General features: G+C 64.1%; 23 protein-coding genes, 1 tRNA gene and 1 pseudogene. 7 read left to right on the forward strand and 18 right to left on the reverse strand.

Annotated features, from left to right (window positions below; translation table 11 throughout):
- Nucleotides 1-49: 49 nt before the first annotated feature.
- Nucleotides 50-670 carry a YjbE family putative metal transport protein gene (locus tag VQ044_RS03530; protein WP_327645251.1) on the reverse strand — a complete coding sequence of 207 codons (621 nt, stop codon included), beginning with the start codon at nt 668-670 and terminating at the stop codon, nt 50-52.
- 143 nt (nt 671-813) lie between these two features.
- On the reverse strand, nt 814-2,196 hold the full coding sequence (locus VQ044_RS03535; protein ID WP_327645252.1) for a hypothetical protein: 1,383 nt from the start codon (nt 2,194-2,196) through the stop codon (nt 814-816).
- Between the two features lie 190 nt (nt 2,197-2,386).
- On the opposite strand from VQ044_RS03535, the gene trhO reads away from it, so the two are divergent.
- Nucleotides 2,387-3,274, forward strand: a complete 888-nt coding sequence (trhO, locus tag VQ044_RS03540) for an oxygen-dependent tRNA uridine(34) hydroxylase TrhO (RefSeq protein ID WP_327645253.1) — start codon at nt 2,387-2,389, stop codon at nt 3,272-3,274.
- Nucleotides 3,275-3,289: 15 nt separating this feature from the next.
- Here the strand turns inward: trhO and ald are convergent, their stop codons facing one another.
- Nucleotides 3,290-4,405: an alanine dehydrogenase gene (ald, locus tag VQ044_RS03545; RefSeq protein ID WP_327645254.1), complete on the reverse strand. Its 1,116-nt coding sequence runs from the start codon at nt 4,403-4,405 to the stop codon at nt 3,290-3,292.
- Between the two features lie 134 nt (nt 4,406-4,539).
- On the opposite strand from ald, the gene VQ044_RS03550 reads away from it, so the two are divergent.
- A complete protein-coding gene (locus VQ044_RS03550) occupies nt 4,540-5,013 on the forward strand; it encodes an Lrp/AsnC family transcriptional regulator (protein ID WP_327645255.1) in 474 nt (157 codons plus the stop codon).
- A gap of 20 nt (nt 5,014-5,033) precedes the next feature.
- On the opposite strand, the gene cysG is transcribed toward VQ044_RS03550, so the two are convergent.
- On the reverse strand, nt 5,034-6,473 hold the full coding sequence (gene cysG / locus VQ044_RS03555; protein WP_327645287.1) for a siroheme synthase CysG: 1,440 nt from the start codon (nt 6,471-6,473) through the stop codon (nt 5,034-5,036).
- A gap of 350 nt (nt 6,474-6,823) precedes the next feature.
- On the opposite strand from cysG, the gene VQ044_RS03560 reads away from it, so the two are divergent.
- The gene (locus VQ044_RS03560; protein ID WP_327645256.1) at nt 6,824-7,066 is read left to right on the forward strand and encodes an antitoxin; all 243 of its coding nucleotides are present in this window, start codon (nt 6,824-6,826) and stop codon (nt 7,064-7,066) included.
- A complete protein-coding gene (locus VQ044_RS03565; RefSeq protein WP_327645258.1) occupies nt 7,063-7,455 on the forward strand; it encodes a type II toxin-antitoxin system VapC family toxin in 393 nt (130 codons plus the stop codon). The genes VQ044_RS03560 and VQ044_RS03565 overlap by 4 nt, the downstream gene beginning before the upstream one ends.
- A 13-nt stretch (nt 7,456-7,468) precedes the next feature.
- On the opposite strand, the gene pobA is transcribed toward VQ044_RS03565, so the two are convergent.
- The 4 genes from pobA to queF form a co-directional block, all read right to left on the reverse strand.
- Entirely contained in the window at nt 7,469-8,641 is a 1,173-nt protein-coding gene (pobA, locus tag VQ044_RS03570) for a 4-hydroxybenzoate 3-monooxygenase (protein ID WP_327624401.1), read from the reverse strand.
- 5 nt (nt 8,642-8,646) lie between these two features.
- Nucleotides 8,647-8,952: a hypothetical protein gene (locus tag VQ044_RS03575; RefSeq protein WP_327645259.1), complete on the reverse strand. Its 306-nt coding sequence runs from the start codon at nt 8,950-8,952 to the stop codon at nt 8,647-8,649.
- Between the two features lie 145 nt (nt 8,953-9,097).
- Nucleotides 9,098-10,210 carry a 3,4-dihydroxy-2-butanone-4-phosphate synthase gene (gene ribB, locus VQ044_RS03580; RefSeq protein ID WP_327645261.1) on the reverse strand — a complete coding sequence of 371 codons (1,113 nt, stop codon included), beginning with the start codon at nt 10,208-10,210 and terminating at the stop codon, nt 9,098-9,100.
- A 73-nt stretch (nt 10,211-10,283) separates the two neighbouring features.
- Nucleotides 10,284-10,745: a preQ(1) synthase gene (queF, locus tag VQ044_RS03585; RefSeq protein WP_327645262.1), complete on the reverse strand. Its 462-nt coding sequence runs from the start codon at nt 10,743-10,745 to the stop codon at nt 10,284-10,286.
- Nucleotides 10,746-10,979: 234 nt separating this feature from the next.
- Between queF and VQ044_RS03590 the strand changes: the two genes are divergently transcribed.
- Complete coding sequence (locus VQ044_RS03590; protein WP_327645264.1) at nt 10,980-12,278, forward strand: bifunctional alpha/beta hydrolase/OsmC family protein; 1,299 nt, start codon at nt 10,980-10,982, stop codon at nt 12,276-12,278.
- 33 nt (nt 12,279-12,311) lie between these two features.
- Here the strand turns inward: VQ044_RS03590 and VQ044_RS03595 are convergent, their stop codons facing one another.
- The 4 genes from VQ044_RS03595 to VQ044_RS03610 all read right to left on the reverse strand — a co-directional run bounded on the left by VQ044_RS03595 (nt 12,312) and on the right by VQ044_RS03610 (nt 17,597).
- Nucleotides 12,312-12,728, reverse strand: coding sequence for a hypothetical protein (locus tag VQ044_RS03595; protein WP_327645266.1), 417 nt, complete (start codon nt 12,726-12,728; stop codon nt 12,312-12,314).
- A 122-nt stretch (nt 12,729-12,850) separates the two neighbouring features.
- Complete coding sequence (locus tag VQ044_RS03600; RefSeq protein WP_327645268.1) at nt 12,851-14,005, reverse strand: osmoprotectant NAGGN system M42 family peptidase; 1,155 nt, start codon at nt 14,003-14,005, stop codon at nt 12,851-12,853.
- Nucleotides 14,006-15,814: an N-acetylglutaminylglutamine synthetase gene (gene ngg, locus VQ044_RS03605; protein ID WP_442872854.1), complete on the reverse strand. Its 1,809-nt coding sequence runs from the start codon at nt 15,812-15,814 to the stop codon at nt 14,006-14,008.
- A 7-nt stretch (nt 15,815-15,821) separates the two neighbouring features.
- Nucleotides 15,822-17,597 (reverse strand): N-acetylglutaminylglutamine amidotransferase, encoded by a 1,776-nt coding sequence (locus VQ044_RS03610; RefSeq protein WP_327645270.1) that lies wholly within the window; start codon nt 17,595-17,597, stop codon nt 15,822-15,824.
- Between the two features lie 460 nt (nt 17,598-18,057).
- On the opposite strand from VQ044_RS03610, the gene rffA reads away from it, so the two are divergent.
- Nucleotides 18,058-19,257 (forward strand): dTDP-4-amino-4,6-dideoxygalactose transaminase, encoded by a 1,200-nt coding sequence (gene rffA / locus VQ044_RS03615; protein WP_327645271.1) that lies wholly within the window; start codon nt 18,058-18,060, stop codon nt 19,255-19,257.
- Nucleotides 19,258-19,266: 9 nt separating this feature from the next.
- On the opposite strand, the gene VQ044_RS03620 is transcribed toward rffA, so the two are convergent.
- The 6 genes and pseudogenes from VQ044_RS03620 to VQ044_RS03645 form a co-directional block, all read right to left on the reverse strand.
- A complete protein-coding gene (locus tag VQ044_RS03620) occupies nt 19,267-20,040 on the reverse strand; it encodes a DUF6538 domain-containing protein (RefSeq protein WP_442880599.1) in 774 nt (257 codons plus the stop codon).
- Nucleotides 19,991-20,078: transfer RNA gene (locus tag VQ044_RS03625), tRNA-Ser, on the reverse strand. Before VQ044_RS03625 ends, VQ044_RS03620 begins: the two co-directional genes overlap by 50 nt.
- A gap of 186 nt (nt 20,079-20,264) precedes the next feature.
- Entirely contained in the window at nt 20,265-21,011 is a 747-nt protein-coding gene (locus tag VQ044_RS03630) for an LEM-3-like GIY-YIG domain-containing protein (protein WP_327650316.1), read from the reverse strand.
- Nucleotides 21,012-21,025: 14 nt separating this feature from the next.
- Nucleotides 21,026-21,265: a hypothetical protein gene (locus VQ044_RS03635; protein ID WP_331827621.1), complete on the reverse strand. Its 240-nt coding sequence runs from the start codon at nt 21,263-21,265 to the stop codon at nt 21,026-21,028.
- Nucleotides 21,252-21,965, reverse strand: a pseudogene (locus VQ044_RS03640) (transposase); the annotation flags it as partial. The gene VQ044_RS03635 and the pseudogene VQ044_RS03640, both read right to left, overlap by 14 nt.
- On the reverse strand, nt 21,949-22,530 hold the full coding sequence (locus tag VQ044_RS03645) for a hypothetical protein (RefSeq protein WP_327649835.1): 582 nt from the start codon (nt 22,528-22,530) through the stop codon (nt 21,949-21,951). The gene VQ044_RS03645 and the pseudogene VQ044_RS03640, both read right to left, overlap by 17 nt.
- A 202-nt stretch (nt 22,531-22,732) precedes the next feature.
- On the opposite strand from VQ044_RS03645, the gene VQ044_RS03650 reads away from it, so the two are divergent.
- A complete protein-coding gene (locus VQ044_RS03650; protein WP_327649837.1) occupies nt 22,733-23,272 on the forward strand; it encodes a hypothetical protein in 540 nt (179 codons plus the stop codon).
- Nucleotides 23,273-23,297: the final 25 nt, after the last annotated feature.

Consider the following 23,297-nt stretch of genomic DNA (forward strand, 5'->3'; position numbering starts at 1 on the left):
CGACACCACGGGCGACCGACCATCGCCTCGCTTTTGCCTGTCGCCGGCTTCAGCCCAGCAGGTACGGCGCGGTCTCCTGCCAGCCTTCGTAGATCATCTTCAGCGCGACATAGAGGATGATCACCAAGCCGATATAGCCTATCCAGCGATAGCGGCCGAGCAGCCGCGCGATCAGCGTCGCGGCGAGGCCCATCAGCGCGATCGACAGGATCAGGCCGAGCACCAGCACCCAGAGGTGCTCGCGGGCCGCGCCGGCGATGGCGAGCACGTTGTCGAGCGACATCGAGACATCGGCGAGAACGATCTGCCAGATCGCTTGGCTGAGCGACTTGCGCGGTGCCAGGCTTGCGCTGTCGCCATAGAGCGCGGCTTCGGGGGCGGGGTCCGGCACCTGCAGCTCCTGCCACATCTTCCAACTCACCCAGAGCAGCAGCAGCCCGCCGGCCAAAAGCAGGCCGACGATTTTGAGCAGCTGCGTCGTGACCGTGGCGAAGTCGATGCGCAGCACCGTGGCGGCGATGATGCCGACGAGGATCGCCTTGCCGCGTTGCGCGGCCGGCAGCCCGGCCGCGGCGAGACCGATCACGACGGCATTGTCTCCGGCGAGCACCAGATCGATCATGATGACCTGCGCCAGCGCCGTCAGGGATTCTGCCGTCAGAAATTCCATCGCCAAGAAAGCTTTCGGGAAAATATGGAGCCGTTCGTCTCGACCGGAGGGGTTGGGCGTCGGCGTGCAGGACGCCGCTTGAAGTAGTGCAATCGCCGCGTGCGGGAAAGCGCTTGCCGTCTATCCGGGCCAAAGTGGAATGGTCACAGCATCGCCGCAACGAGCACCGACAGCGAAAGCGCCAGTCCGGCGACGAGGTTGAAGCCGCGGTTCCACACCAGGCCCACATGGAGCGCGCTGGCATGGCCAAGCCGGCCGACCAGCATGGTCGTCGCCGTGAAGGGCGACGACGCGCCGGTCAACGCCCAGCCGGCGGTCAGCGCAACGATGATGGCGTTCGGCGAGACCCCCAGGGTTTCGGCGGACGGAAGCAGCGGGGCGAGCAGCGAAACCGACAGCAGAGGGTTCATGCCGATCTGGCCGAGCAGCGGGATGATCCAGACCAATGCGACCAGGACGAGCGGGCCGGGAAGCGCGGCAAGGTCGGCCGGTTGGCTTTCCATCAATGGCTGCAGGAGCGCGCTGCCGACCGTACCGATGAACCCGGCCATGACCAGGAGGACGAGCTCCGAATGGTAGGATGGCACCTCAGCGATCGTAAAGTTCCGCAGATGGGTGAGCCAGCGCCGCGCGGTACCCTCCGGCCCCCGCGTCTGGACGAGCAGCCAGCCGACGGCCAGCGTCGGCACCAGCAGCATGACCACCGCGATCATCCGCAGGCCGGTCAAAAGCTCGAGCGCCGCGACGCCCGAAAACAGCAGCAGCAACAGCGCCAGCAGCGGCTTCAGGTCGCGCCAGCTGCCGATCGGCTTCGCGCGTGCCGGGCGCGGCTGCGAGAGCTTTGGCTTGTAGAGCGAATCCAGCGCCCAGCCGACGAAGGTCACCAGGACGGCGTTGAGAATGGCGAAGCCCGCCGCGCCGCTCCAAGAGGAGCCCGGGATGATCGAGGTGGTGATCGCCATGGCAAAGGCGAGCGGCGACCACGCCAGGGTGGCGACGAAGCCGCGCTGGATGGCCAAAAGCATGCGTCGGTTGCGGATCTCGCGAATCTGCGCGTTGGTCTCCCGATTCGCGATGCTTTCCGTCAGGCCGCCGAGCAGCGAGATCGCGCCGTAATTGAGGATGAGCGCGAACAGGTGGCCGCCGATCGTCAGGGCCAGATAGCGCTTGCCCGGCGGCTGCGTCGCCAGATACTGCCCGCAGCGCGCGATCGCCGGCGAGGTCGAGGCAGGATTGCGCAGCGAGGCGAGGGCGATGAAGAATGCCGCGATGAACGATCCCTGGGCGAGTCCGCGAAGCGCGATGTCTTGCCAGTCGGGTCGGAAAATGACGGCGGCCGCGACAAGGCCGAGGCCGGCCGCGACGAAAGCCTGCCGCGACGGACGCGCGCGGGGCGCGGCAAGCGCGAGAAATGCCACGATCCCTGCCGAGCCGACCATCGACGCCGTCGCGTCGCCGGTCCATTCGCGCAGGAGGACGGCAAAGGCGGTGACGATCAGCACGACGCCGATGACACGGTCGAGCACGGGCGATGGAACTCCGAAGGGTTGCGAGCAGGTGGCGGGATTCGTTTCCCTCTCTTATCATCTTCCGGTCGGCCGTCACCGCAACGCGGGAGAAAATTCGCCGATCGCCCGGACACAGGCCGACACCGCTGGAGGAACGCTGGCGCGCCCGCGCATTTGTCAGGCGCGACTCGTGGCGCTATGAGGCGGCATGCCGTTCACCGTCGCTGCCTTCTACCGGTTCGTCCCGCTCGATGATCTGCCGTCGTTCAAGGCGGCGCTCGCCGCCTTCTGCGCCGAGCGCGAGGCACGCGGTACGATCCTGATCGCGCCCGAGGGTGTCAACGGCACCATCGCCGGAACGAAGCCGGCGATCGCCGCGATCATCGACGAACTCGACCGCCGCTGCGGCATCCGGCGCGGCGAGGTCAAATTCTCCGAAGCCGATGCCTGGCCCTTCGCGCGGCTGAAGATCCGTATCCGGCCCGAGATCATCACCATGCGCGCGCCCGAGGCCGATCCGTCGACGCAAGTCGGCACCTATGTCGAGGCGTTGGACTGGAACGCGCTGATTGCCGATCCGGAGGTGGTCGTCGTCGACACGCGCAACCGGTACGAGACCAGGGTCGGCGGCTTCGAGGGGGCGATCGATCCCGGCATCGACAATTTCACCGACTTCAAGGATTTCGTCGCGGCCAGCCTCGACCCGAAGGCCCATCGCAAGGTTGCGATGTTCTGCACGGGCGGCATTCGCTGCGAAAAGGCGTCGGCCTACATGCTGTCAAAGGGGTTCGAGAGCGTTTTCCACCTCAAGGGCGGCATTTTGAAATATCTCGAGGAGGTGCCGAAAGACGACAGCCGCTGGCGGGGCGACTGCTACGTCTTCGACGGGCGGGTCGCCGTCGGCCACGGGCTGGAGGCGACCGACTGGGCCGCGTGTTTCGGCTGCGGGGCGCCGCTCTCGCCCGATGATCAGGCATCGTCGGCCTACGAGGACGGCGTCTCCTGCCCGCATTGCATCGACCGGCTCACCGGGGAGAAAGCCGCGGCGCTGCGCGAGCGCCAGCGGCAGATGACGGCGAGCGAAACCGCCGACTGACCGCTCAGCGCTGCCTCAGGCGGCCAGCGCCTGGTTGGCGTCGATCATCGCCCGGCCGAGCGATTCGGCGACCGCCCGGTTGGTGATCTGACCACGATGAACGTTGAGCCCGTGCATCAGGTGTGGGTCGGCCGACAACGCTTCGAGCCCGCGGTTGGCCAGCGCCAGGCCGAAGGGTAGCGTCGCGTTGTTGAGCGCGTGCGCCGAGGTGATCGGCACGGCGCCCGGCATGTTGGCGACGCAGTAATGCACGACGCCGTCGATCTCGAAGGTCGGTTCGGCGTGAGTCGTCGCATGCGAGGTCTCGAAGCAGCCGCCCTGGTCGATGGCGACATCGACCAGCACCGCGCCCTTTTTCATACCGGAGAGCATCTCGCGGGTGACGAGCTTTGGCGCCGAGGCTCCGGGGATGAGCACCGCGCCGATCACGGCGTCGGCGGCGAACACTTCTTCCTCGATCGCCGTCTTGGTCGAATAGCGCGTATGGACGCGGCCGGCGAAGAGGTCGTCGAGGTCGCGCAGACGCTGGATCGAACGGTCGAGGATGGTGACGTCGGCGCCGAGGCCGATCGCCATCTTGGCCGCTTCCTTGCCAACGACGCCGCCGCCGATGATGACGATCTTGCCGGGGGCGACGCCGGGAACGCCGCCGAGCAACACGCCGCGCCCGCCATGGGCCTTTTCGAGAGCCCGGGCCGCGGCCTGGATCGACAGTCGGCCCGCGACCTCCGACATCGGCGCCAGCAGCGGCAAGCCGCCGCGCCCGTCGGTGACGGTCTCGTAGGCGATCGCGGTCACGCCCGAAGCGAGCAATCCCTCGGTCTGTTTCGGGTCTGGCGCGAGGTGGAGATAGGTGTAGAGGATCTGGCCCTCGCGCAGCTGCGCCCACTCGTTCGGCTGCGGCTCCTTGACCTTCACCACCATGTCGGCGGCCTTGAAGACTTCGGCGGCATCGGCGGCGATCGTCGCGCCCGCAGCCTGGTAATCGGCATCGCTGGCGTCGATGCCCGCTCCGGCGCCGGTCTCGATGAGCACCTCATGGCCCTGGGCGACGTATTCGCGGGCCGCCGACGGCGTCAGGCCGACTCGGTATTCGTGGTTCTTGATCTCTTTCGGGCAGCCGACGCGCATGATGGTCCTCCTCTGGGCGATCTCGCAGATTTCGCCGGGAAGCCGCCGCAATGTCCTTTCGAAATTGAGGCGTTTGACGGGAGGTTGCACAACGAACTTGCGTCACATTGGTGTTAGGCGCAAAAATCCGGTGCATGGACGCCTTGGACCGATTCGACCTTGCCATTATGCGCGCTTTGGAGCGCGAAGGGCGACTGGCCAACAACACTCTTGCCGAACGGGTCGGCCTGTCGCCCTCGGCCTGTTCCCGCCGGCTCGACCGGCTGGAGGCGACCGGCGCGATTCTTAGCTATCATGCCCGGCTGTCCAATCGCGCGCTCGGCCATCCGATCACCGTCCTCGTGCATATCGGGCTGTCCGGCCAGAGCGAGCGCCAATTGACCGAGTTCGAGGCGGCGGCGAAGCGCTGTCCGAACGTGATCGTCTGCTTCCTGATGTCGGGCGAATACGACTATCTCCTGCGGATCGCGGCCCGCGATCTGGAGGACTACGAGCGCATCCACAAGACCCATCTGTCGGCGTTTCCGCATGTCGTGCGGATCAACTCGTCCTTCGCGTTGCGCGAAGTCCTCGATCGCTCGACGGTGCAGATCGATCCGGGGGTGTGAGCCGGGAATGACGAGACAGGTCAGCCGGTAACTGCTTCGGCCGTGTCCTCGTCCTGGTCTGTCGCGGCGGCGCGCGCATGATCGGCGAACACCCGGCCGACGCCGATGAGGATCGGCCGGTCGACGCCGATCTGAGCGACGATCGCGCCGAGATCGGCGAGCGTGCCGGCGGCCTTGGTTTCGTCGTCGCGGGAAAGATTCGCCGCGACCGCCACCGGCGTCGTCTCCGGCAGACCGTTGGCGATCAGCCGCGCGGCAATCTTCGGCGCCATCCGGCCGCCCATGTAGAAGATCGTGGTGGCGTGATCGTCGGCCAGCGCCCGCCAGTCGAGGTCCTCGGGCAGTCCGCCTTGCTTGGAGTGCCCGGTGACGAAGCGCACCTGTTGGGCGCGGTCGCGGTGGGTCAGCGAAACGCCGAACGTCGCGGCCAACGCCGAGGCCGCGGTGATGCCCGGCACGATCGCCACCGGGATGTTCTCGCGATGCAGTTCGTCGAGTTCCTCGCCGGCCCGGCCGAACACCGAGACATCGCCGGATTTCAGTCGCACGACGTGTTTGCCCGCCTTGGCGAACTGCACCATCATCCGGTTGATGTCTTCCTGGCGGCAGCTCTCGCGGGCGGCGCGCTTGCCGACCAGCATCCGTTTGGCCTCGCGGCGGGCAAGTTCCAGAATGTCGTCGGACACGAGGTCGTCGAACAGGATGACGTCGGCCGCCTGCAGGGCGCGCACAGCCTTCAGCGTCAGGAGTTCGGCTTCGCCGGGCCCGGCGCCGACCAGCGTCACGCGCCCGCCGGCTTGCGGAGAGCGGGCAAGCTCGGCGACGAAGTCCTGGGCGTCGCTCTCCGCGTTCGCGTCGGGCGTGCGAGTCGTAAAGGCGCGGTCGGAGAAGCGCTCCCAGAAGGCGCGGCGCAGCGGCCCCGGCGCCAGCCGGTCCATCACGTCCGCGCGGATTTTCGAGGCGAGCGCCGCCCAGCCCGCGAGTGCCGGTGGCAGCAGCGTCTCGATGCGCCGGCGGATCGCCTGACCGAGAATCGGCGCGGCGCCGTCGGTGGCAATGCCGATGACGACCGGCGAACGGTTGACGATCGAGCCGAAGCGGAAATCGCAGAAGGCCGGTTTGTCGACGACATTGACCGGAACGCCCGCAGCCTTGGCCGCGCAATAGAAGGCCTGTGCCTCGGCTTCGCTCTCCACATCGCCGACGGCGATCGCCGCACCGGCGAAGATGTCGGCCGACCATGGCTGGTCGTGATGATGGATGCGGCCCACAACCGGCGGAGCGGCCAGAAGCTCGGCCATCTCCGCGTCGAGGTCGTCGGACGGCGCATAGAAGTCGACATGCGCCCCGGCCGAGGCCAGCAGTTCCGCCTTCCAGGCCGCGCCGGCGGAGCCGCCGGCCATGACGACACGCTTGGCTCCGAGGTCGAAGAACACCGGCAGGGTCGCGAGCTCGCCCATGCGCGCCGGGCGCAAAGGCTCACGCTCGCCGATCCCATCGTCGGATCGGTCGTTGTCGCGGATGAACGGGCGCTCGGCCATGTCGTCGTCCTCGTTGAGGTCAAGCTTGCAGTCACACTGCATAAGCCTTGAACCCGCGACAAGGCGAGGCGAAATTTTGCGCATTCTCGCGTAAAAAGAGGCTGTCTTTCGTCATGTGGGGTCCCGCGCGACAAGATGGGATGCTCTCAGAGGGCGCCTCCTCTCTTATCGAGACGGTCGGCCCAAGATCCCCCGCCATGACGTCTTTGCGCTTGTCGCCACCGCTCAGTCGATATATCTTTTTGCCATATACCATTAGGAGGTTTGGAATGAGCACGGCGAAAGTCTTCTGGTCGGGCCGTTCGCAGGCTGTCCGGCTTCCCAAGGAGTTTCGATTCGCCGGCGAGACCGTGCGTATCCGGCGGCACGGCAGCGCCGTCATTCTGGAGCCTGTGGAACAGGACTGGAAGTGGCTCGACGATCTGATCGGCCCCGTGGACAGTGATTTCGAGAGCGCGGCGACGGAGCGCCCGACAGGGGAACAAGACCGCGATTTCAGCGTCTTCGAATGACATTTCTGCTCGATACGAATGCCGTCATCGCCGTGCTGAAGGGGAACGTCGAGGTTCATGGACGCCTCAAGCAGCATTCGCCCGAGCACTACGCCATCTCCGTCGTCGTCGCGCACGAACTCTATTACGGTGCCTACAAGAGCGTTCGGGTTGCCGAAAATCTGGCGCGGCTGGATGAATTGCGGTTCCAGATCCTTGAACTCGATCGGGAGGACGCGTGGCAGGCCGCGAAGATTCGGGCGAAGCTCGCAGGAGTGGGATTGCCGATCGGCCCCTATGACGTCCTCATCGCGGGGCAGGCGATGGCGCGCTCATTGACGCTCATCACGCACAACCGGCGCGAGTTCGAACGAGTCGAGGGCCTCCAACTGGAAGATTGGGAGGCCTGAAGAGTCGCGGCCCTCAATACGCCAATCCGACATAGTTCTCCGCCAGTGCCGTCTGGGCCGCTTGCGAGGAGGCGAGATAGTCGAATTCGGCTTCCTGGATGCGCTGGGAGAAGGCGCCATCCGCCTCGAACATGTGGATCATCGAGGTGAACCACCAGGAAAAGCGTTCGGCCTTCCAGACCCGGGCGAGCGCCGTCTCGGAATAGGTTTCCAGTAGGTGGTCGTCCTTGTCGCGGTAATGGGCGATCAGCGCCCGCGACAGGTAATGGACGTCGGAGACGGCGAGGTTCAGCCCCTTGGCCCCGGTCGGCGGCACGATATGCGCCGCGTCCCCGGCCAGAAACAGCCGGCCGTGGCACATCGGCTCGGCGACGAAGGATCTGAGCGGCGCGATCGATTTCTCGATCGAGGGACCGCGCTTGAGATGGGCGGCGACCCGAGGCGGCAGTCGCGCCTCGAGCTCGTCGAAGAAGCGCTCGTCCGGCCAGTTGGCGACGTCGTCGGCGGCGTCGCACTGGAGGTAGTAGCGCGACAATTGCGGACTTCTGAGCGAGCAGAGCGCAAAGCCGCGCGCGTGATGGGCGTAGATCAGCTCGTCCTGGATTGGCGGCGTCCGGGTGAGGATACCGAGCCAGCCGAACGGATAGACCCGTTCGAAGGTCCGCAGCAGATCGGCCGGAATGGTCTGGCGGCAGACGCCGTGGAAGCCGTCGCAACCGGCGACGTAATCGCATTCGAGGCTGTGCTCGCCGTCCTGCGTATGGAAGGTCACGAACGGCGTGTCGGTTGTGATGTCCCACAGATGGATGTCCTCGGCCTCGTGGATAACCGGTACGCCGGCTTCGTCGAGCGCGTCGTAAAGATCGTGGGTAACCTCGGTCTGGCCGTAGACGGTGACGGTCTTGCCGGTCAGCTCGCGCAGGCCGATATGCAGGACTTCGCCGCGCCAGGCGATGTCGAGCCCGTCATGCACGAGCCCCTCCCGGTCAAGGCGCGCGCCGACGCCGGCGGTCCTCAGAATATCCGTCGTGCCCTTTTCCAGAACGCCCGCGCGGATGCGCGACAAGACGTAATCGCGGCTTCTGCGCTCGATGACGACGCTGTCGATCCCGGCGCGGTGAAGGATGAGCGCAAGCAGAAGCCCAGCCGGCCCGCCGCCGATAATGGCGACGCGGGTGCGCTCCATCCTTCTCACGCGGCGCTCCGCCTGTGCGCCTCGGCGGTTCGCCGCTGGAGGTCTCGAAGGGTTGCCAATCCGTCCGGCGTCGGCGCTTGGGTCTCGCCGCAATCGTCAGCGTAGCGCACGCTCCAGCCGCAGCTCTCTTCGATCGCCGCGCGCGTTGCGCCGGGATGGATCGCGTGGACTTCGAATTCCTTGCTGACCGTATGGGGGCGCCAGACCGCCATGTCGGTGACCCGCAGCGTCGGGCGTTGGGTGGTCAGGTCGGGGTCTTCGCGGTCGGTCCCGCCTTTGCCATCGTCCCGCTGCCCGCCCATGCCGCCCTCGTCAATCCTGGAACGACTATGTGACACTGGTGCCGCATGTCTCGCAACCCGCGGTCTCCGAGACCTTTGCCGAACGCGACGGGCCGCCCGGCGCTATCCTACGCGGGCGCGGCTCGCCGCCCCTCGGCAGGGCCGGTCAGTCCTCGACCAGTATGGTGCCGGCGACCTCGATGCCAAAGCCGGTGAGGCCGACATAGGCGCGCTCATGCGTCGCCAGCACGGAGATCGACCGGATGTGCAGGTCGCGCAGGATCTGGGCGCCGACGCCGATCTCGCGCCAGCGCTGCTGGCGTTTCAGCGCGCTGCCATGGCGTTCGCCGTCGGCGTGATCCGCCACGGCGTCGCCGGCTTCGAAATCGTCGACATTCGGCGTCCGGAGCAGCATCAGGACGCCGCGCCCGTGGCTTTTCAGCTGGTCGACGGCGACCTCCACCCAGGTCTTCGCCTCGCGGGTGCGGCCGAACAGGTCGAGCACCGGCTGTTCGCGATGGATGCGGGTCGGCACCTTTTCGCCGTCGCGCACGTCGCCAAAGACGGCGACAACATGCTGCATCTGGTCGAACGGGGTTTCGTAGATCCGCACCTGGGCGGCCATGCCGCCGACGGTCATCGCCTCCTCCTTGACGCAGGTGACGAAGGATTCCCGGCGGATGCGATAGGAGATGAGGTCCTCGATCGAGATGATCTTCAGCCCGTGCTCGCGCGCGAAGGGGATGAGTTCGGGCAGGCGCTTGACCGTGCCGTCGTCATTGACGACCTCGGCGAGCACGCCGGCCGGCTCCAGCCCGGCGAGCTTGGCGAGATCGGTGCCGGCTTCGGTATGGCCGGACCGGGTCAAGACGCCGCCGTCCCGCGCGATCAGCGGGAAGATGTGGCCGGGCCTCAGAAAGTCGGTTCCGGCGCAATTGTCGTTGGCCAGCGCGCGGACGGTGTTGGTCCGCTCCTCGGCCGAGATGCCCGTCGTCATGCCGACCTTGTAGTCGACCGAAACGGTGAAAGCGGTGCGCATCGGGTCGAGATTGTTGGCGACCATCGGCGGCAGATTCAGCTTGTCGGCCCGTTCCGCGGTCATCGGCACGCAGATGATTCCGCTGGTGTGGCGGATCATGAAGGCCATCCGCTCGGGCGTCGCCTTCGATGCCGCCATGATCAGGTCGCCTTCGTTCTCCCGGTCGGTGTCATCGACGACGACCACCGGTTCCCCCGCCGCGATCGCTGCGATCGCGTCTTCGATGCTGTCGAGTTCCATGTCTGCCCCCAATCAATCGGTTGAAGCGTCCTAAGCCGAAGCGGCGCGCCGTTCAATGGCGCCGGACGCAGCGTCAGCCGCGGCCGCGATAGGGCGGCACGCCTTGATCGGGGAGGAAGACGCCTTCGGGAGCCGGGCCGGTCTGCCAGAACACGTCGATCGGGATGCCGCCGCGCGGATACCAGTAGCCACCGATCCTGAGCCAGAGCGGCTTCGTCGCCTCGACGATGCGCCGCCCAACGGCGACGGTGCAGTCCTCGTGAAAGGCGCCGTGGTTGCGGAAACTGGTCAGGAACAGCTTCAGCGATTTCGATTCCACCAGCCGTTCGTCCGGCGCGTAGTCGATCACCAGATGGGCGAAGTCCGGCTGTCCGGTCACCGGGCAGAGCGAGGTGAATTCCGGGCAGGTGAACCGGACGATGGCCGGCGCGCCCTCGCCGCGCCGATAGGGCACCGTCTCGAGCACCGCTTCGTCGGGAGAGGCGGCCGGGCGGGCGTCGCGGCCGAGCTGGGAGAGATCGTCGGGCTGGACCATTGTGGCTTCCAATCGGAAATATTTGTGCGGATCGGAGCCATGTAGGTGGATCGGCCGGTGGTTGATAGAGGACGCGGGATGATCGGCGAACCCGCGTATCTGATCGTGTTCGCCGCGCGCGATCGGCAAAAGAAAATTCTGCCTCCGGATCATGTGACCGTCGGGACCTGCCGACGCGCGCCGAAAGTGGCTATCGTCCAGCCCGTCGTAACCAACCATCGGAGTCTCAGCGGCATGAGCGATTCGATCCTGCGCGTCGATTTCAAAGGTCATTCCGGCGGCGCTCTTTCGGCGCGGCTCGACCTGCCACTCGGCCCGGTGCGGGCCTATGCGCTGTTTGCCCACTGCTTCACCTGTTCCAAGGACCTTCAGGCGGCGCGGACCATCGCCAACTGCCTCGCCGGGCAGGGCATCGCCGTGCTGCGCTTCGATTTCACCGGCCTTGGCTCCAGCGAGGGCGAATTCGCCTCGACGAACTTTTCCTCCAACGTCGCCGATCTGAAGAGCGCCGCCGACTATCTTCGAACCAATTTCGCCGCGCCGAAGATCCTGATCGGCCATTCGCTGGGAGGCGCGGCCGTTCTTGCCGTTGCCCGCGACATTCCCGAGGTCAGGGCGGTGGTCACCATCGCGGCGCCCGCCGAAGCCAGCCACGTCGAAAAGCAGTTCGCGGCCCATGTCGACGCCATCGAGGCGGAGGGGGCTGTTGCCGTGAAACTGGCCGGCCGCCCCTTCACCATCCGCCGGCAGTTCCTGGAAGACATTCGCGGCACCTGCCTGACGGATCGCATCGCGACGATGCGCAAGGCGCTGATGGTGATGCATTCGCCGGTCGACGAGTTCGTCGGCATCGACAATGCCAGTGCGATTTTCACCGCGGCGCGACACCCCAAGAGCTTCGTGTCGCTGGACGGCGCCGATCACCTGTTGACCAAGCGCGCCGACGCCGAGTTCGCGGCCGAGGTCGTCGCCGGCTGGGCGACCCGTTACATCGGACCGGAAAAGCCCCAGGGCGAGACCGCGATCGAGCATGTCGGCGTGCGCGAGACCCTCGGCGGCACGTTCCAGAACGCCGTGCATGCGGGGCGTCACCGGCTGATGGCCGACGAGCCGGAAAGCGTCGGCGGCCTCGACAGCGGCCCCTCGCCCTACGACTTCCTGTCGGCAGCGCTCGCGAGTTGCACCTCGATGACGCTGCGCATGTACGCCGATCGCAAGAAGCTCGACCTCGGCCGGATCACGGTCGACGTCGCGCATGAGAAGACGCACTTCAAGGACTGTGAGGCCTGCACGGAGACGGAGCGCGGGCGCGATGGCAAGATCGATCGGTTCACCCGCCGCATCCATATCGAGGGCGGCGTGCCGGAGGAATGGGAGGCCAAGCTCCTGGAAATCGCCGACAAATGCCCGGTTCACCGCACGCTCGAGGCGTCCTCGAAGGTGGCGACGACGCTGGTCGGGAGCGATGCGGCGACACGCGATGCAGCGGATACGATCGATCGCCACGAGACCTCTGTCAAAAACGAGCCATGACGACGGCGGCGGGTTTCGGCGCCGCGATCGACCTCAGCCGCCCGGCGGCAGTCGGTCCCGTACATCGCCGCCGGCCTGCCGCCAGCGCACCTCGTCCTGATAGAGGGCTTGCCATTCGTTCGCTTCCGCTGCCGTGCGGCGCAGATCAATGCGTGCCTGACGCAGGCGCAGCCGCAGCATCATCACCACGACGGAGACGAGGACGATCGCCAGGAAGAATCCGCCGATCAGGACCTCGCGCTTGAGCGGGTCCGCGACCGGCTCCGTAACAAGGATGGCGGCAACGGCGAGGAACGCCGCGGCGATGAAAACAAACAGGCTTCGCGACAGGAGCAGCGACAGGAGGGCGAGGATCAGACCCATGATCGCGATGGAGGGATAGGCCGCGGCGGTCGCCTCGATATCGCGCCACCACGCCTCGGCCAGCGTCAGGATTTTTTCGGACGTCATGCCTGTCCTCCCCTGTTGTCGACGGCGCGGTCCCATGCCGGACCCCGGTATTCGATATTATCGCGGCCGGGCGATCTTCTGAACCGCGAGCGCTTCGACTGATCCGGCGGGACGGCAGCGCGTTACTGGGCCGGGTCGGAATCCTCGGCGAGCTCTTGCTCCGCCTCGACCGCCGGCTGCCGGGTGAATCCTTGAATACCCGCATGCTGGTTGCGATCCCGCTCGATCTCGACCGGCGAGGTGGCGTAGGCCGTGACGAGTTCGGCGAGCGAGCGCAGCGCATGCATGTGGATGCGTTCATAGCCATGCGAGGCGTCGACGCCGAAGGTGATCAGCGCCGTGCGCACGTCGTGCCCTGCCTCGATCGCGGAGGCGGAATCGGAACGATAGAAGCGGAAAATATCCTTCTGGTAGCGGATATCCTCTTCCTGGCAGAGCCGGACGAGTTTTTTGGTCAGGTGATAGTCGAACGGGCCGGTCTGGTCGGCCATGGCTATGGTGACGCCGAATTCGGCGGAATTCTGGCCTGGCGCCGACGTGCCGTTGTCGACCGCGATCATCGAGGCGACGTCGGGTGTCAGGATCGAGGCGGCGCCGACGCCGACCTCCTCGGCGATGGTGAACAGCCAGTGCATGTCGACGGGTGTCACAGCCTCGGTGCGCTCCATCGCCTCGATCGCGGCAAGCATGACGGCGACGCCGGCCTTGTTGTCGAGATGGCGCGAGACGATGAAGCCGTTGTCGAGAAACTCCGGCTGCGGGTCGATCGCAACGGTATCGCCGATCTCGATGCCGAGGGCCTGCAGCTCGCGCACATCACGGCCGAGCGCGTCGGCCCGCAACTCCACGAAATCCCAACCGACCGGCATGGTGTCGATTTCGTCGTTATAGGTATGGCCGGAGGCTTTCAGCGGCAGGATCGTGCCGCGATAGGTGCCCGAGTCGGTGAACAGCGTCGCGCGCGCGCCCTCGGCGAAACGTGCCGACCAGTGGCCGATCGGCACGAGTTCGAGGCGGCCGTTCTCCTTCAGGCGTTTGACCTGGGCACCCAGCGTATCGAGATGGCTGACGATCGCCCGCGCCGAGGCCCGGCGCGAGCCTTGCCGGAGCGCGGAAATCGCGCCGCGCCGGGTCAGTTCGACGGTCAGCCCGAGTCGCTCCAGTTCCTTGGCGACATGGCGAACGACGGTATCCGTGTAGCCGGTGGGGCTGGGGATATCCAGAAGCGCCTTCAGCTGGTCCGTCAGATACTGCGCATCGATGGCAAGCCTTGGCACTTAGTCGTCCTTCCTGGATTTACGTTTGTGAGACCTGGCGGCGCGCACTGAAAACGGAATCGACAGGGGAAACAAGAGGTCGATGAACCGCTCCGCCGTCGGTTGCGGCTCGTGATTGGCGAGCCCCGGCCGTTCGTTCGCCTCGATGAAGACGTAGTCCGGCAAGTGCGGCGCCTTGACCATCAGGTCGATCCCCGTCACCGGGATTTCGATTGCCCGGGCAGCGGCGACGGCCGCATCGACGAGAACCGGATGCACCTCGCCGGTCACGTCGTGAATGGTGCCGCCGGTATGAAGATTCGCGGTCTTGCGAACGGTGATCCGCTCGCCCTTCGCCGGAATGTCGTCCATGCCGTGGCCGACATTCCTGACGCAGCGCTCGGTCTCCGCGTCGAGCGGCACCCGGCTTTCGCCGGCGGTGGCCGCCGCCCTGCGTCGGGACAGATGTTCGATCAGTTCGCGGACGCTGGAGCGACCGTCGCCGGTGATCTGCGGCGGCTTGCGCAGGGCGGCGGCGACCAGGCGATAGTCGATGACGATCAGCCTGAGATCATCGCCTGCGAAGCAGGATTCCAGCAGCACCCGGTCCGATTGCTCGCGCGCCGCGGCAATCGCGCGCTTGGCGTCCTCGACGGTTTCGATGCCGACGGCAATGCCACGTCCCTGTTCGCCCCGCGCCGGCTTGACGACGATCTGGCCATGCTCGGCGATGAACGCGGCAAGGGCCTCGTCGTCGATATCGGCATCGATCTGATCGGGGACCGCGACGCCGGCGGCCTCGACCATGCGGCGGGTCACCGACTTCTCGTCGCAGATCGACATCGCTACGGCTGAGGTCAGTTCCGACAGGCTTTCGCGGCAATGGATCGTGCGGCCGCCCTGAGTCAGACGAAAGAAGCCACCGGCCGCATCGGTCACCTCGGTATGGATGCCCCGCCGCCGCGCCTCGTCGACGATGATACGCGCGTAAGGGTTGAGGCTGTCGTAATCGGCGCCCGAGCCGGTGAACAGCTTCTCGTTGATCTCGTTCTTGCGCTTCACGGCGAAATACGGGACCCGGTAGAAGCCGAGCTTGTCATAGAGCCCGATCGCCAGTTCGTTGTCGTGCATGACCGACAGATCCATGAAGGCGCAGCCACGCGCCTGGAAATGCTCGGCCAGCCGGCGCACAAGAGCCTCGCCGATGCCCGGATGCGTGGCCTGGGGGTCGACCGCAAGGCACCAGAGCGAGGAACCGTTCTCCGGATCGGCAAAGGCGCGGCGATTGTGGACGCCGGTGACCGTGCCAAGAATTGCGCCGGTGGTTTCGTCCTCGGCGACGAAATAGGTCAACGCCCGGTTGTCGCGGTTGGACCAGAAGAAGGACGGATGCACCTGCACCATGCCGCGGCTCTGGTAGATGCGGTTGACCTCGGTCGCGTCCTGCTCGGAGGACAGGCGGCGGATGAAGTAGCCGCGCGGCCGGCGCGGATCGCTGCGATAGGTCGAAAGATCGAGGCGGTAGGTGTGCGAGGGGTCGAGGAACAGCTCCTGCGGCGCGTGGCTCAAGAGCACATGCGGGTCGCGCGCGTAGAACGCGATATCGCGGCGATCGGGGCCTTCCTCGCGCAGGCTGCGCACGAGTTCCGTCGGGTCTTCGAAGGTCTGGGCGAAGACCAGCCGTCCCCATCCGCAATCGAGATAGGCGTTTTTCTCGGCCGCCGGCATATTCGGATCGTGCCGGCCGATCGGCGCCTTGATGCCGTCGGTGCGCATCCGCTTCAGCCGGTGGTCGATATTGGGCTGGGTCCTGGGCCGGTGATCTGCCATAGCGGCGCTAGATCCCTTGCTGCTGGAGCCACAATTCGAGAAGCGCGACCTGCCAGAGTTCCGAGCCGCGCAGCGGCGTGATGTGGGCGGCCGGATCGGCGAACAGCGTTTCGAGATAGTCGCCGCGGAACAAGCCGCGCGATTTGGCGCTTTCGGAGGTCAGCGTATCACGCACCATGTCGAGATAGGGGCCGGAGATGTATTTGAGCTGCGGAACCGGGAAATAACCCTTCTTGCGGTCGATCACCGCCGACGGGACGATCTGACGCGCGACTTCCTTGAGGACACCCTTGCCGTCCTGCTTCAGCTTCTCGGCCGCCGGCACGCGCGCCGCGAGTTCCACCAGTTCGTGGTCGAGGAAGGGCACCCGCGCTTCCAATCCCCAGGCCATGGTCATGTTGTCGACCCGCTTGACGGGATCGTCCACCAGCATGACGTGGGCATCGATCCTCAGGGCCTTGTCGACGGGATTTTCCGCGCCCGGGATGGCGAAATGCCGCTCGACGAATTCGCGGCTGACGTCGGTTTCGGTGTGCCATTCCGGCGAAATGTGGCTCTGCAGCCGCTCATGCGAGCGGTCGAAGAAGGCATGGCTGTAGGCGGCGAGCGAATCATTGGCGCCGACCATCGGCGGATACCAGTGATAGCCGCCGAAGATTTCGTCGGCGCCCTGGCCGGACTGGACCACCTTGATGTGCTTGGAGACCTCGCGCGACAAGAGGTAGAAGCCGACATTGTCGTAAGAGACCATCGGCTCCGACATCGCCGCGATGGTGCCGGGTAGATGCTCCATCAGTTCCGAGCCGGGCACGAAGATCTTGTGGTGCTCGGTGCCGTAGTGATTGGCGATCAGGTCGGAGAACTCGAATTCGTTGCCGACCTCGCCATTGGCATCCTCGAAACCGATCGAGAAGGTGTTGAGGTCCTTCTGCCCGGCCTCGGCCAGAAGCCCGACGATCAGCGAGGAATCGACGCCGCCCGATAAAAGCACCCCGACCGGAACGTCGGCGACCATGCGGCGGGCGACCGCGGTCTTGAGCGATTCCAGCACCATGTCGCGCCAGTCGTCGGAAGACAGCTTGTCGTCGCCGGGGCGTGGTCCGAATTCGGGCGCCCAGAACATGTCGTCGTCGAAGCTGCCGTCCGCCTCGATCAGCCGGGTTGTCGCGGGGGGGAGCTTGCGCACGCCCTTGAGAATAGTCAGCGGCGGCGGCACCACGGCGTGGAACGTCATGTAGTGGTGCAGCGCCTCGCGGTCGATCGCGGTATCGACGTCGCCGGTCTTGAGAATCGCCGGCAACGAGGAGGCGAAATAGAGGCGCCCGGCGTTCTGCGACAGGTAGAGCGGCTTGATGCCGAAGCGGTCGCGAGCAAGCAGCACCCGGCCAGAGTCGCGCTCGTGGATGGCGAAGGCGAACATGCCGTGGAAGCGCTTGACGCAATCGCGCCCCCAGGCGTGATAGGCCTTGAGGATGACCTCCGTGTCGCCATGCGAGAAGAAGCGATAGCCCTTGCCTTCGAGCTCCTTGCGGAGCTCCGGATAGTTGTAGATGCAGCCGTTGAAGGCGATGGTGAGCCCGAGTTCGGGGTCGACCATCGGCTGCTCGGCCTTTTCGGAAAGGTCGATGATTTTCAGCCGCCGGTGGCCGAGGCCGACCCGGCCGCGCATCACTTGGCCGGAGCCGTCCGGACCGCGTGGAGCCAGGCAGTCGCCCATGCGCTGAAGCCGCTCGGCCGAGGCCTTTTGCCCGTCGAACCGGATTTCACCGCATATGCCGCACATTTTGCCTCCGAACCATCACGCCCTGCACCGCGGGCCTGAAAACGGCCTTTCGCGGTACTTCTGATCCGAGACCATATAGGCAGCGGCCCGCAACATGAACCGCAACGGCCGAATTTCTTCCGCGCCGCAAAAAAATCGACCCGCCCGACTGGACTGGCAGGCTACTCGCTTCTGCCCACGCCAACGATGGGTGGCCCGAATTCGTCTTTCGAAAGTTCGAGCGGAAGATGAAGCGTGCGATACGTCAAGCAACAGTGACGTTCGGCATCCCCGGCGATTTCCGCCCGGATTTGCACACTGATCGCAAGTTGCTCTGTCCTCTGGCCTTTTCCAACGAGATTGATCGGTTTAGGAAAGTGGCCTACGGGGCAGCGGCCTAGGTCGCATATTTTTGCTGCCTGTGGGTGAGGGCCACCGCCTCTCGTCCCGACATTGGTCGCCGGTAAAGAATGAAGCGTACATGATTCAAAAGCGACGTGGCATCCCGTTCAATTGGCCTTACCTGACAGGCCGCGAAATCCACTACATCTCCGAAGCTCACGACCATGGCCATCTCGCTGGGGATGGTCCATTCACCCGAAACTGCCATGCCTGGCTTGAGGCGCTGTCGGGATCGGGAATGGTGAGGTTGACCCATTCGTGCACGGCGGCGCTCGAGATGGCGGCCTTGCTTCTCGAAATCCAGCCCGGCGATGAAGTCATCATGCCGTCATTCACCTTCGTATCCACGGCGAACGCGTTCGTCTTACGTGGTGCCGTTCCGGTGTTCGTTGACATCCGCCAAGATACGTTGAACCTCGACGAAAATTTGATCGAAGATGCTATTACGTCGCGCACACGAGCGATAGTTCCGGTTCACTATGCGGGCGTCGCGTGTGAAATGAACAAGATCGTTGAGATCGGACGTCGGCACGGCGTCGCGATCGTCGAGGACGCCGCCCAGGGCGTCATGTCGAAGTATCACGGCCGGGCGCTGGGAAGTCTCGGATGCCTCGGGGCCTACAGCTTCCACGAGACGAAAAACGTGATCAGCGGCGAAGGCGGCGCGCTTCTGGTAAACGATCCCGCCTTCCAGCAACGGGCAGAGATCATCCGCGAGAAAGGGACGGATCGGAGTCGATTTTTTCGGGGCGAAGTCGACAAGTATACTTGGCAGGAGCCGGGTTCTTCATTTCTGCCGAGCGAACTTGTGGCCGCTTTTCTATGGGCGCAGCTTGAGAAAGCAAGTGAGATAACCGAAACCCGACTGGCGAGTTGGGCTCGCTACCATACCGCGCTGGAGGGAGCCGACAAGCAAGGCTTGCTTCGCAGGCCGATCATACCCACCGGATGTGAGCATAACGCTCACATGTACTACGTGCTGCTCAGCGACGGCCTGTCCCGCGGCCGCGTCCTCGAATTCCTGAGAGAACGGGCGATAGGCGCTGTGTTCCATTACGTACCGCTTCATAACTCCCCTGCTGGACAGAGGCTGGGCCGCGTGCATGGTTCAATGACGGTCACCGAGTCCTCGGCGGAACGGCTCCTCCGTTTACCGCTGTGGATCGGGATTACGCGCGAACAACAAGACGAAGTTGGACACCTCGAACTATTGCCGATGTTGCGTTTTTCAGGGTCGGTGATCCGCCTTGGCCACGATGCGAGCCGACGACCTTGGTGAGTTTCTGCTTCAGGAGACGCGGGATNCAAACCACTCAGCCAATGATTTCTTTGACGGCTCTGGCCGGGCAGGTGGCGCTGCAATCTGCGGGAAGCGTCCGGCATCAGGATCCGGACTGAAATCACCGCCCATATACTTGAAGCTTTCACCGATCGCCTGACTCAAGGCTTTAGCCACCGAATAATCGAGCGCCTTCCTCGTTGAGGTATCAAGTAGCAGCCCCTTGTCCGACAAATAGGACTCGATCTCTTTTCCGAATAACTCAAGATAGCGGGCGCGTGCAGCCTCATCGCGTCCATTCTCGATATAGTCGTGGATGACACCACCAGCGGCGAAATTGAAGAATGGGGAGAACTCGCCTTGGCGATAGATTTCAATCCGAGTTCGGTAAAACTCCCCCGCGATCGAATGGATTTCGATCAGGCTTAAGGACCGATAACCGGTGCGGAGATTGGCCCATCGCGCTTCAGTTTCGAGAGCGTGCGCCGCAAATCGATGTTTCGCTTCTGCGACGCTCTTCGTGCGAAGGGAAACTTTCTCGATCTTCCGGCCGACGAGCGTGACGAGATCCTTCGGGATACGTCGCCGGAAATAGTAGGTGCCAGTCTTGGGATGAAGCCAGGGACGAGACATGCGCAAAACCATCGTGTGTACCACCCGTGTGTACCAGGAGGCGGTTACGAAAGCCTTGCTATGCAGAAACCCCTTTGTAGAAAGGGTTTGGATCAAGTTCTGGCGGAGAGGGGGGGTCGAACCCCCGATACGCTTGCACGTATGCCGCATTTCGAGTGCGGTGCATTCGACCACTCTGCCACCTCTCCGGCCGAAACCCCGAAATTCTCCGGGGTGTCTTCGCAAAAGGCGCGGCGTCGACGCGGGAACCGCGTCACCCATCCGCACCCTCATTCTGTGAACCGAGGCCTGGTCGGCGCTTCATCAGCGCGCGGCTCTCTTATCAAAGGCTTGGGCGCGTGCCGAGGGTGTGGCGTGCCGTCATTGCGCGGTTCCTAATATGTGTAACGGACAGGGTTCTGTGTGGCTGTTCCGAGCGCCTCCGGTAGCCGCTTTCCTCTGTAAAGGGTGACTATGTCAGGCTCTGCCTCGTGACCCACGAAGCCGATCCGGCCAACCGCATCTTGCGTAATATGCGTGGGAAAGTGATGAAGGTTCGCCTCAAGCCAGCGCTCGGGGCGATAGACGCCGATGACGATACCCTCCATTACCGGCAGGACGAGCTCTGCCTGCTCAGCTCGATTACGGTTCATGCGCCAAACGCCCCGACACCCTTCATAAGGGCCGCGCTGGCTTATGTAGTCCCGCCTCACGGTTATGAAAATTATTCGATGTTGAGGCTCAAGCCGGGACGCGGCGTATTTATTAATTACTGCTTGCGCATGCATCGCGCCAATGTCGCTATTGCCGTGTCCGTTCTGCAAGTTCGACAAGCCGGGGAAGGCATCAATCAAGGCCCCTTCGACATGCAACGCTTCAGCTGAAGTCATCCCGTGGCGCTGGATGATATGGATTATCTCCAAGCCATCCGCAGAAATGTCTCTTACGCGCTGAATTTTGATGCTTATTTCGTCTTCGTCATCCTCAAGCTCTTCCTGCTTCAAACTCGCGGCAACGTGATGAAAAACGCGATTTCCGCGCCCTTTCCCGATATAGAACGTTTCTCCATTTCGGGGATCGATCAAACGATAGACATAATATCCCAGACGCTGAATGACTTCTGGGGGGAATGCATTCATCATAAATTACAACCTTATCATGCCGGCCAATACACACGTTTCATCGGTAATAGCTGCTTCGTCGCCATGTCGAGCGTGTCGTAGTTCTCGATGAGCGACTCAACCAGCTGGACACCTCGAACTACCGCCGATGTTGCGTTTTTCAGGGTCGGTGATCCGCCTTGGCCACGATGCGAGCCGACGACCTTGGTGAGTTTCTGCTTCAGGAGACGCGGGATAGCGTCCTTGGTGACGATTTTGCCGTCATGCAGGCGCACCTCGCCCCTGATGCCAGACGAGACGCGTGAGATTGTAGACAAGGTTGGCCATGCCGATCTTCACCTTGGCGCGAACCAGGCCGATGGTGCGGATGAACAGCCGCATCGGTCCCTTCTGACGCGCGAAGACATGTTCGACTTTCGAGCGGATCGCCGAGCGGCGGCCATTGGCCCGTGATGTGCGCTCGCTCATCGGTCGCCCCTTCGGCTTCTTGCGATGGATGTCCGAGACATAGCCATTCTTGTCCAGCCATTCCTCGTTCTTGATCGACTGATAGGCGGTGTCGGCCCAGACCTTCGATCCTGTGTTTGACCGATCGAGAACGTTGCAGAGTTGGGCACCATCGTAAGCTGACGCGCTCGTCGCCGACCATCCGCGGATGAAGCCAAAGCGGCGGTCGATCGAGACGTGATCCTTGTAGCCGAAGGCCGGCACCGCAATGTCGATGTGCTGCGGCTTTCCCGGCGCCGCCGGCTTGGCTTTGGAGAACTTCACCGTCCAGCGGGCGTCCCGATCCTTCTGGCGAAGCTTTGCGGGGTTGTCCTTCCAGGCCTGCGGCACCTCACCGGCCTTGATCGCCGCCTTCTCGTCCTCGCTGTTGCGCTGCTTCGGCGCGGCGACGATGGTCGCGTCCACAATCTGACCGCCCATCGACAGGTAGCCGGCCTTGTTCAAATGCTTGTCAAAGCGGGCGAACAGGTTCAGGCAAGCCACAGAAAGACTCGACCGAGAACTCCGGCTGGTGTTTCGGGCGCACGAGATACTCACTGTAGCGCTCCTGCCAATACTCTTCCCAGAGCTTGTGCCAAGCGTCTGCCGATCGAGGATTGGTCCCCGCTGGCCCCACCTGGTTCGGTTGCGGCAGTTCACGTCGACCGCCGTCCTTGCGGTGACCACGACGGGTTGCGAACTCGAACGAGAACCAGATGTAGTCGTCGTATCGCACTCCGAGGCGATCGGCCTTCTGACGAGCGCCCCAGAACTGGTTGAACACCTTTGACGCAGTCGCTGGGTGCCGAAGGTCAACCGGAGCGACATTCTCGGCGAGCCTACGGTCGAGATGCCGCTTGCGGAAGCTGCGCATCGCTTCGAGGTAGAGGTCGGCGAAATGCTGGGTCGCCTCGAGCGGCGACATGAACGCGTAGTCGGGCCAGCGCGTGAACGCAAATTCGCTCTCCTGCGCGAGCCTCTTTCGATCGACGCGGGACGCGGCGAGGATGATGTCGCTGAGACGCCGACGTGCGTCCTTATTCTCATGGGGCATGAGTTCTCCTCAGGCGAAATCGCCTGCTAGTGGTTGCTATTGTTGGGTTGTCGGCGCCGACATCCCGGTTATAGCAACCTCGTCACTCTCTCCGCCGCGGGATGCGAAAAAAAGTTCTGGGCGCGTAGGTGCATCTACGCTAAGCGTCGGCGCGCAGCGTAGATACGCCTACGCGAGTTGAGACCGAAGCGAGTGAAAGAGGATGGCGAAGCAGAAGCGGGACAACGTCTATTACGAGGCGCGTCTAAAACGTGAGCACCCGGCAACCTACGCAGACCTAAAAGCTGGACGATATCGCTCTCTTGGAGAAGCCGTGATCGCTGCCGGTATCAGAAAGCCGCGCCCGCGCGTGAGGGAGCTGCAGAACGCGTGGAAGAAGGCGTCGGAGAGCGAGCGGGCTGAGTTCATCCAATGGCTGAAGGTCAACTACGGAAAGAAAGTCGCGCCCGGTCGACCGCCAGCTCCCTCCTCCTTAGTCGTTTCGCCAAGTCCCTCCGCGACCATACCCGCTGCTGTGACTACCGACCGCCGTCTTGAGCCGTGGGCACGGACCCGGATGCAGCAGATTCTCGACCTCGAGAGCAAGTCAGTGTGCGACGCCGCATACGAGATCGGCAGCCCTACCAAATTAAATGCCGCGCTTCGCGGTGCGATTGACGCCGGGAATCAGATCAAATCGCTGGATCCCAATAAAATCAGCGAATGGCTTGAACGCGGTCGTGTAAGACACGGGCTAGTGTAGATTCATCTACGTTGAATCGTAGATG

Origin of the sequence: Aurantimonas sp. C2-5-R2 (assembly GCF_036549495.1) — a bacterium.
In the GTDB taxonomy this organism is placed as follows: Bacteria; Pseudomonadota; Alphaproteobacteria; order Rhizobiales; family Rhizobiaceae; genus Aurantimonas; species Aurantimonas coralicida_A.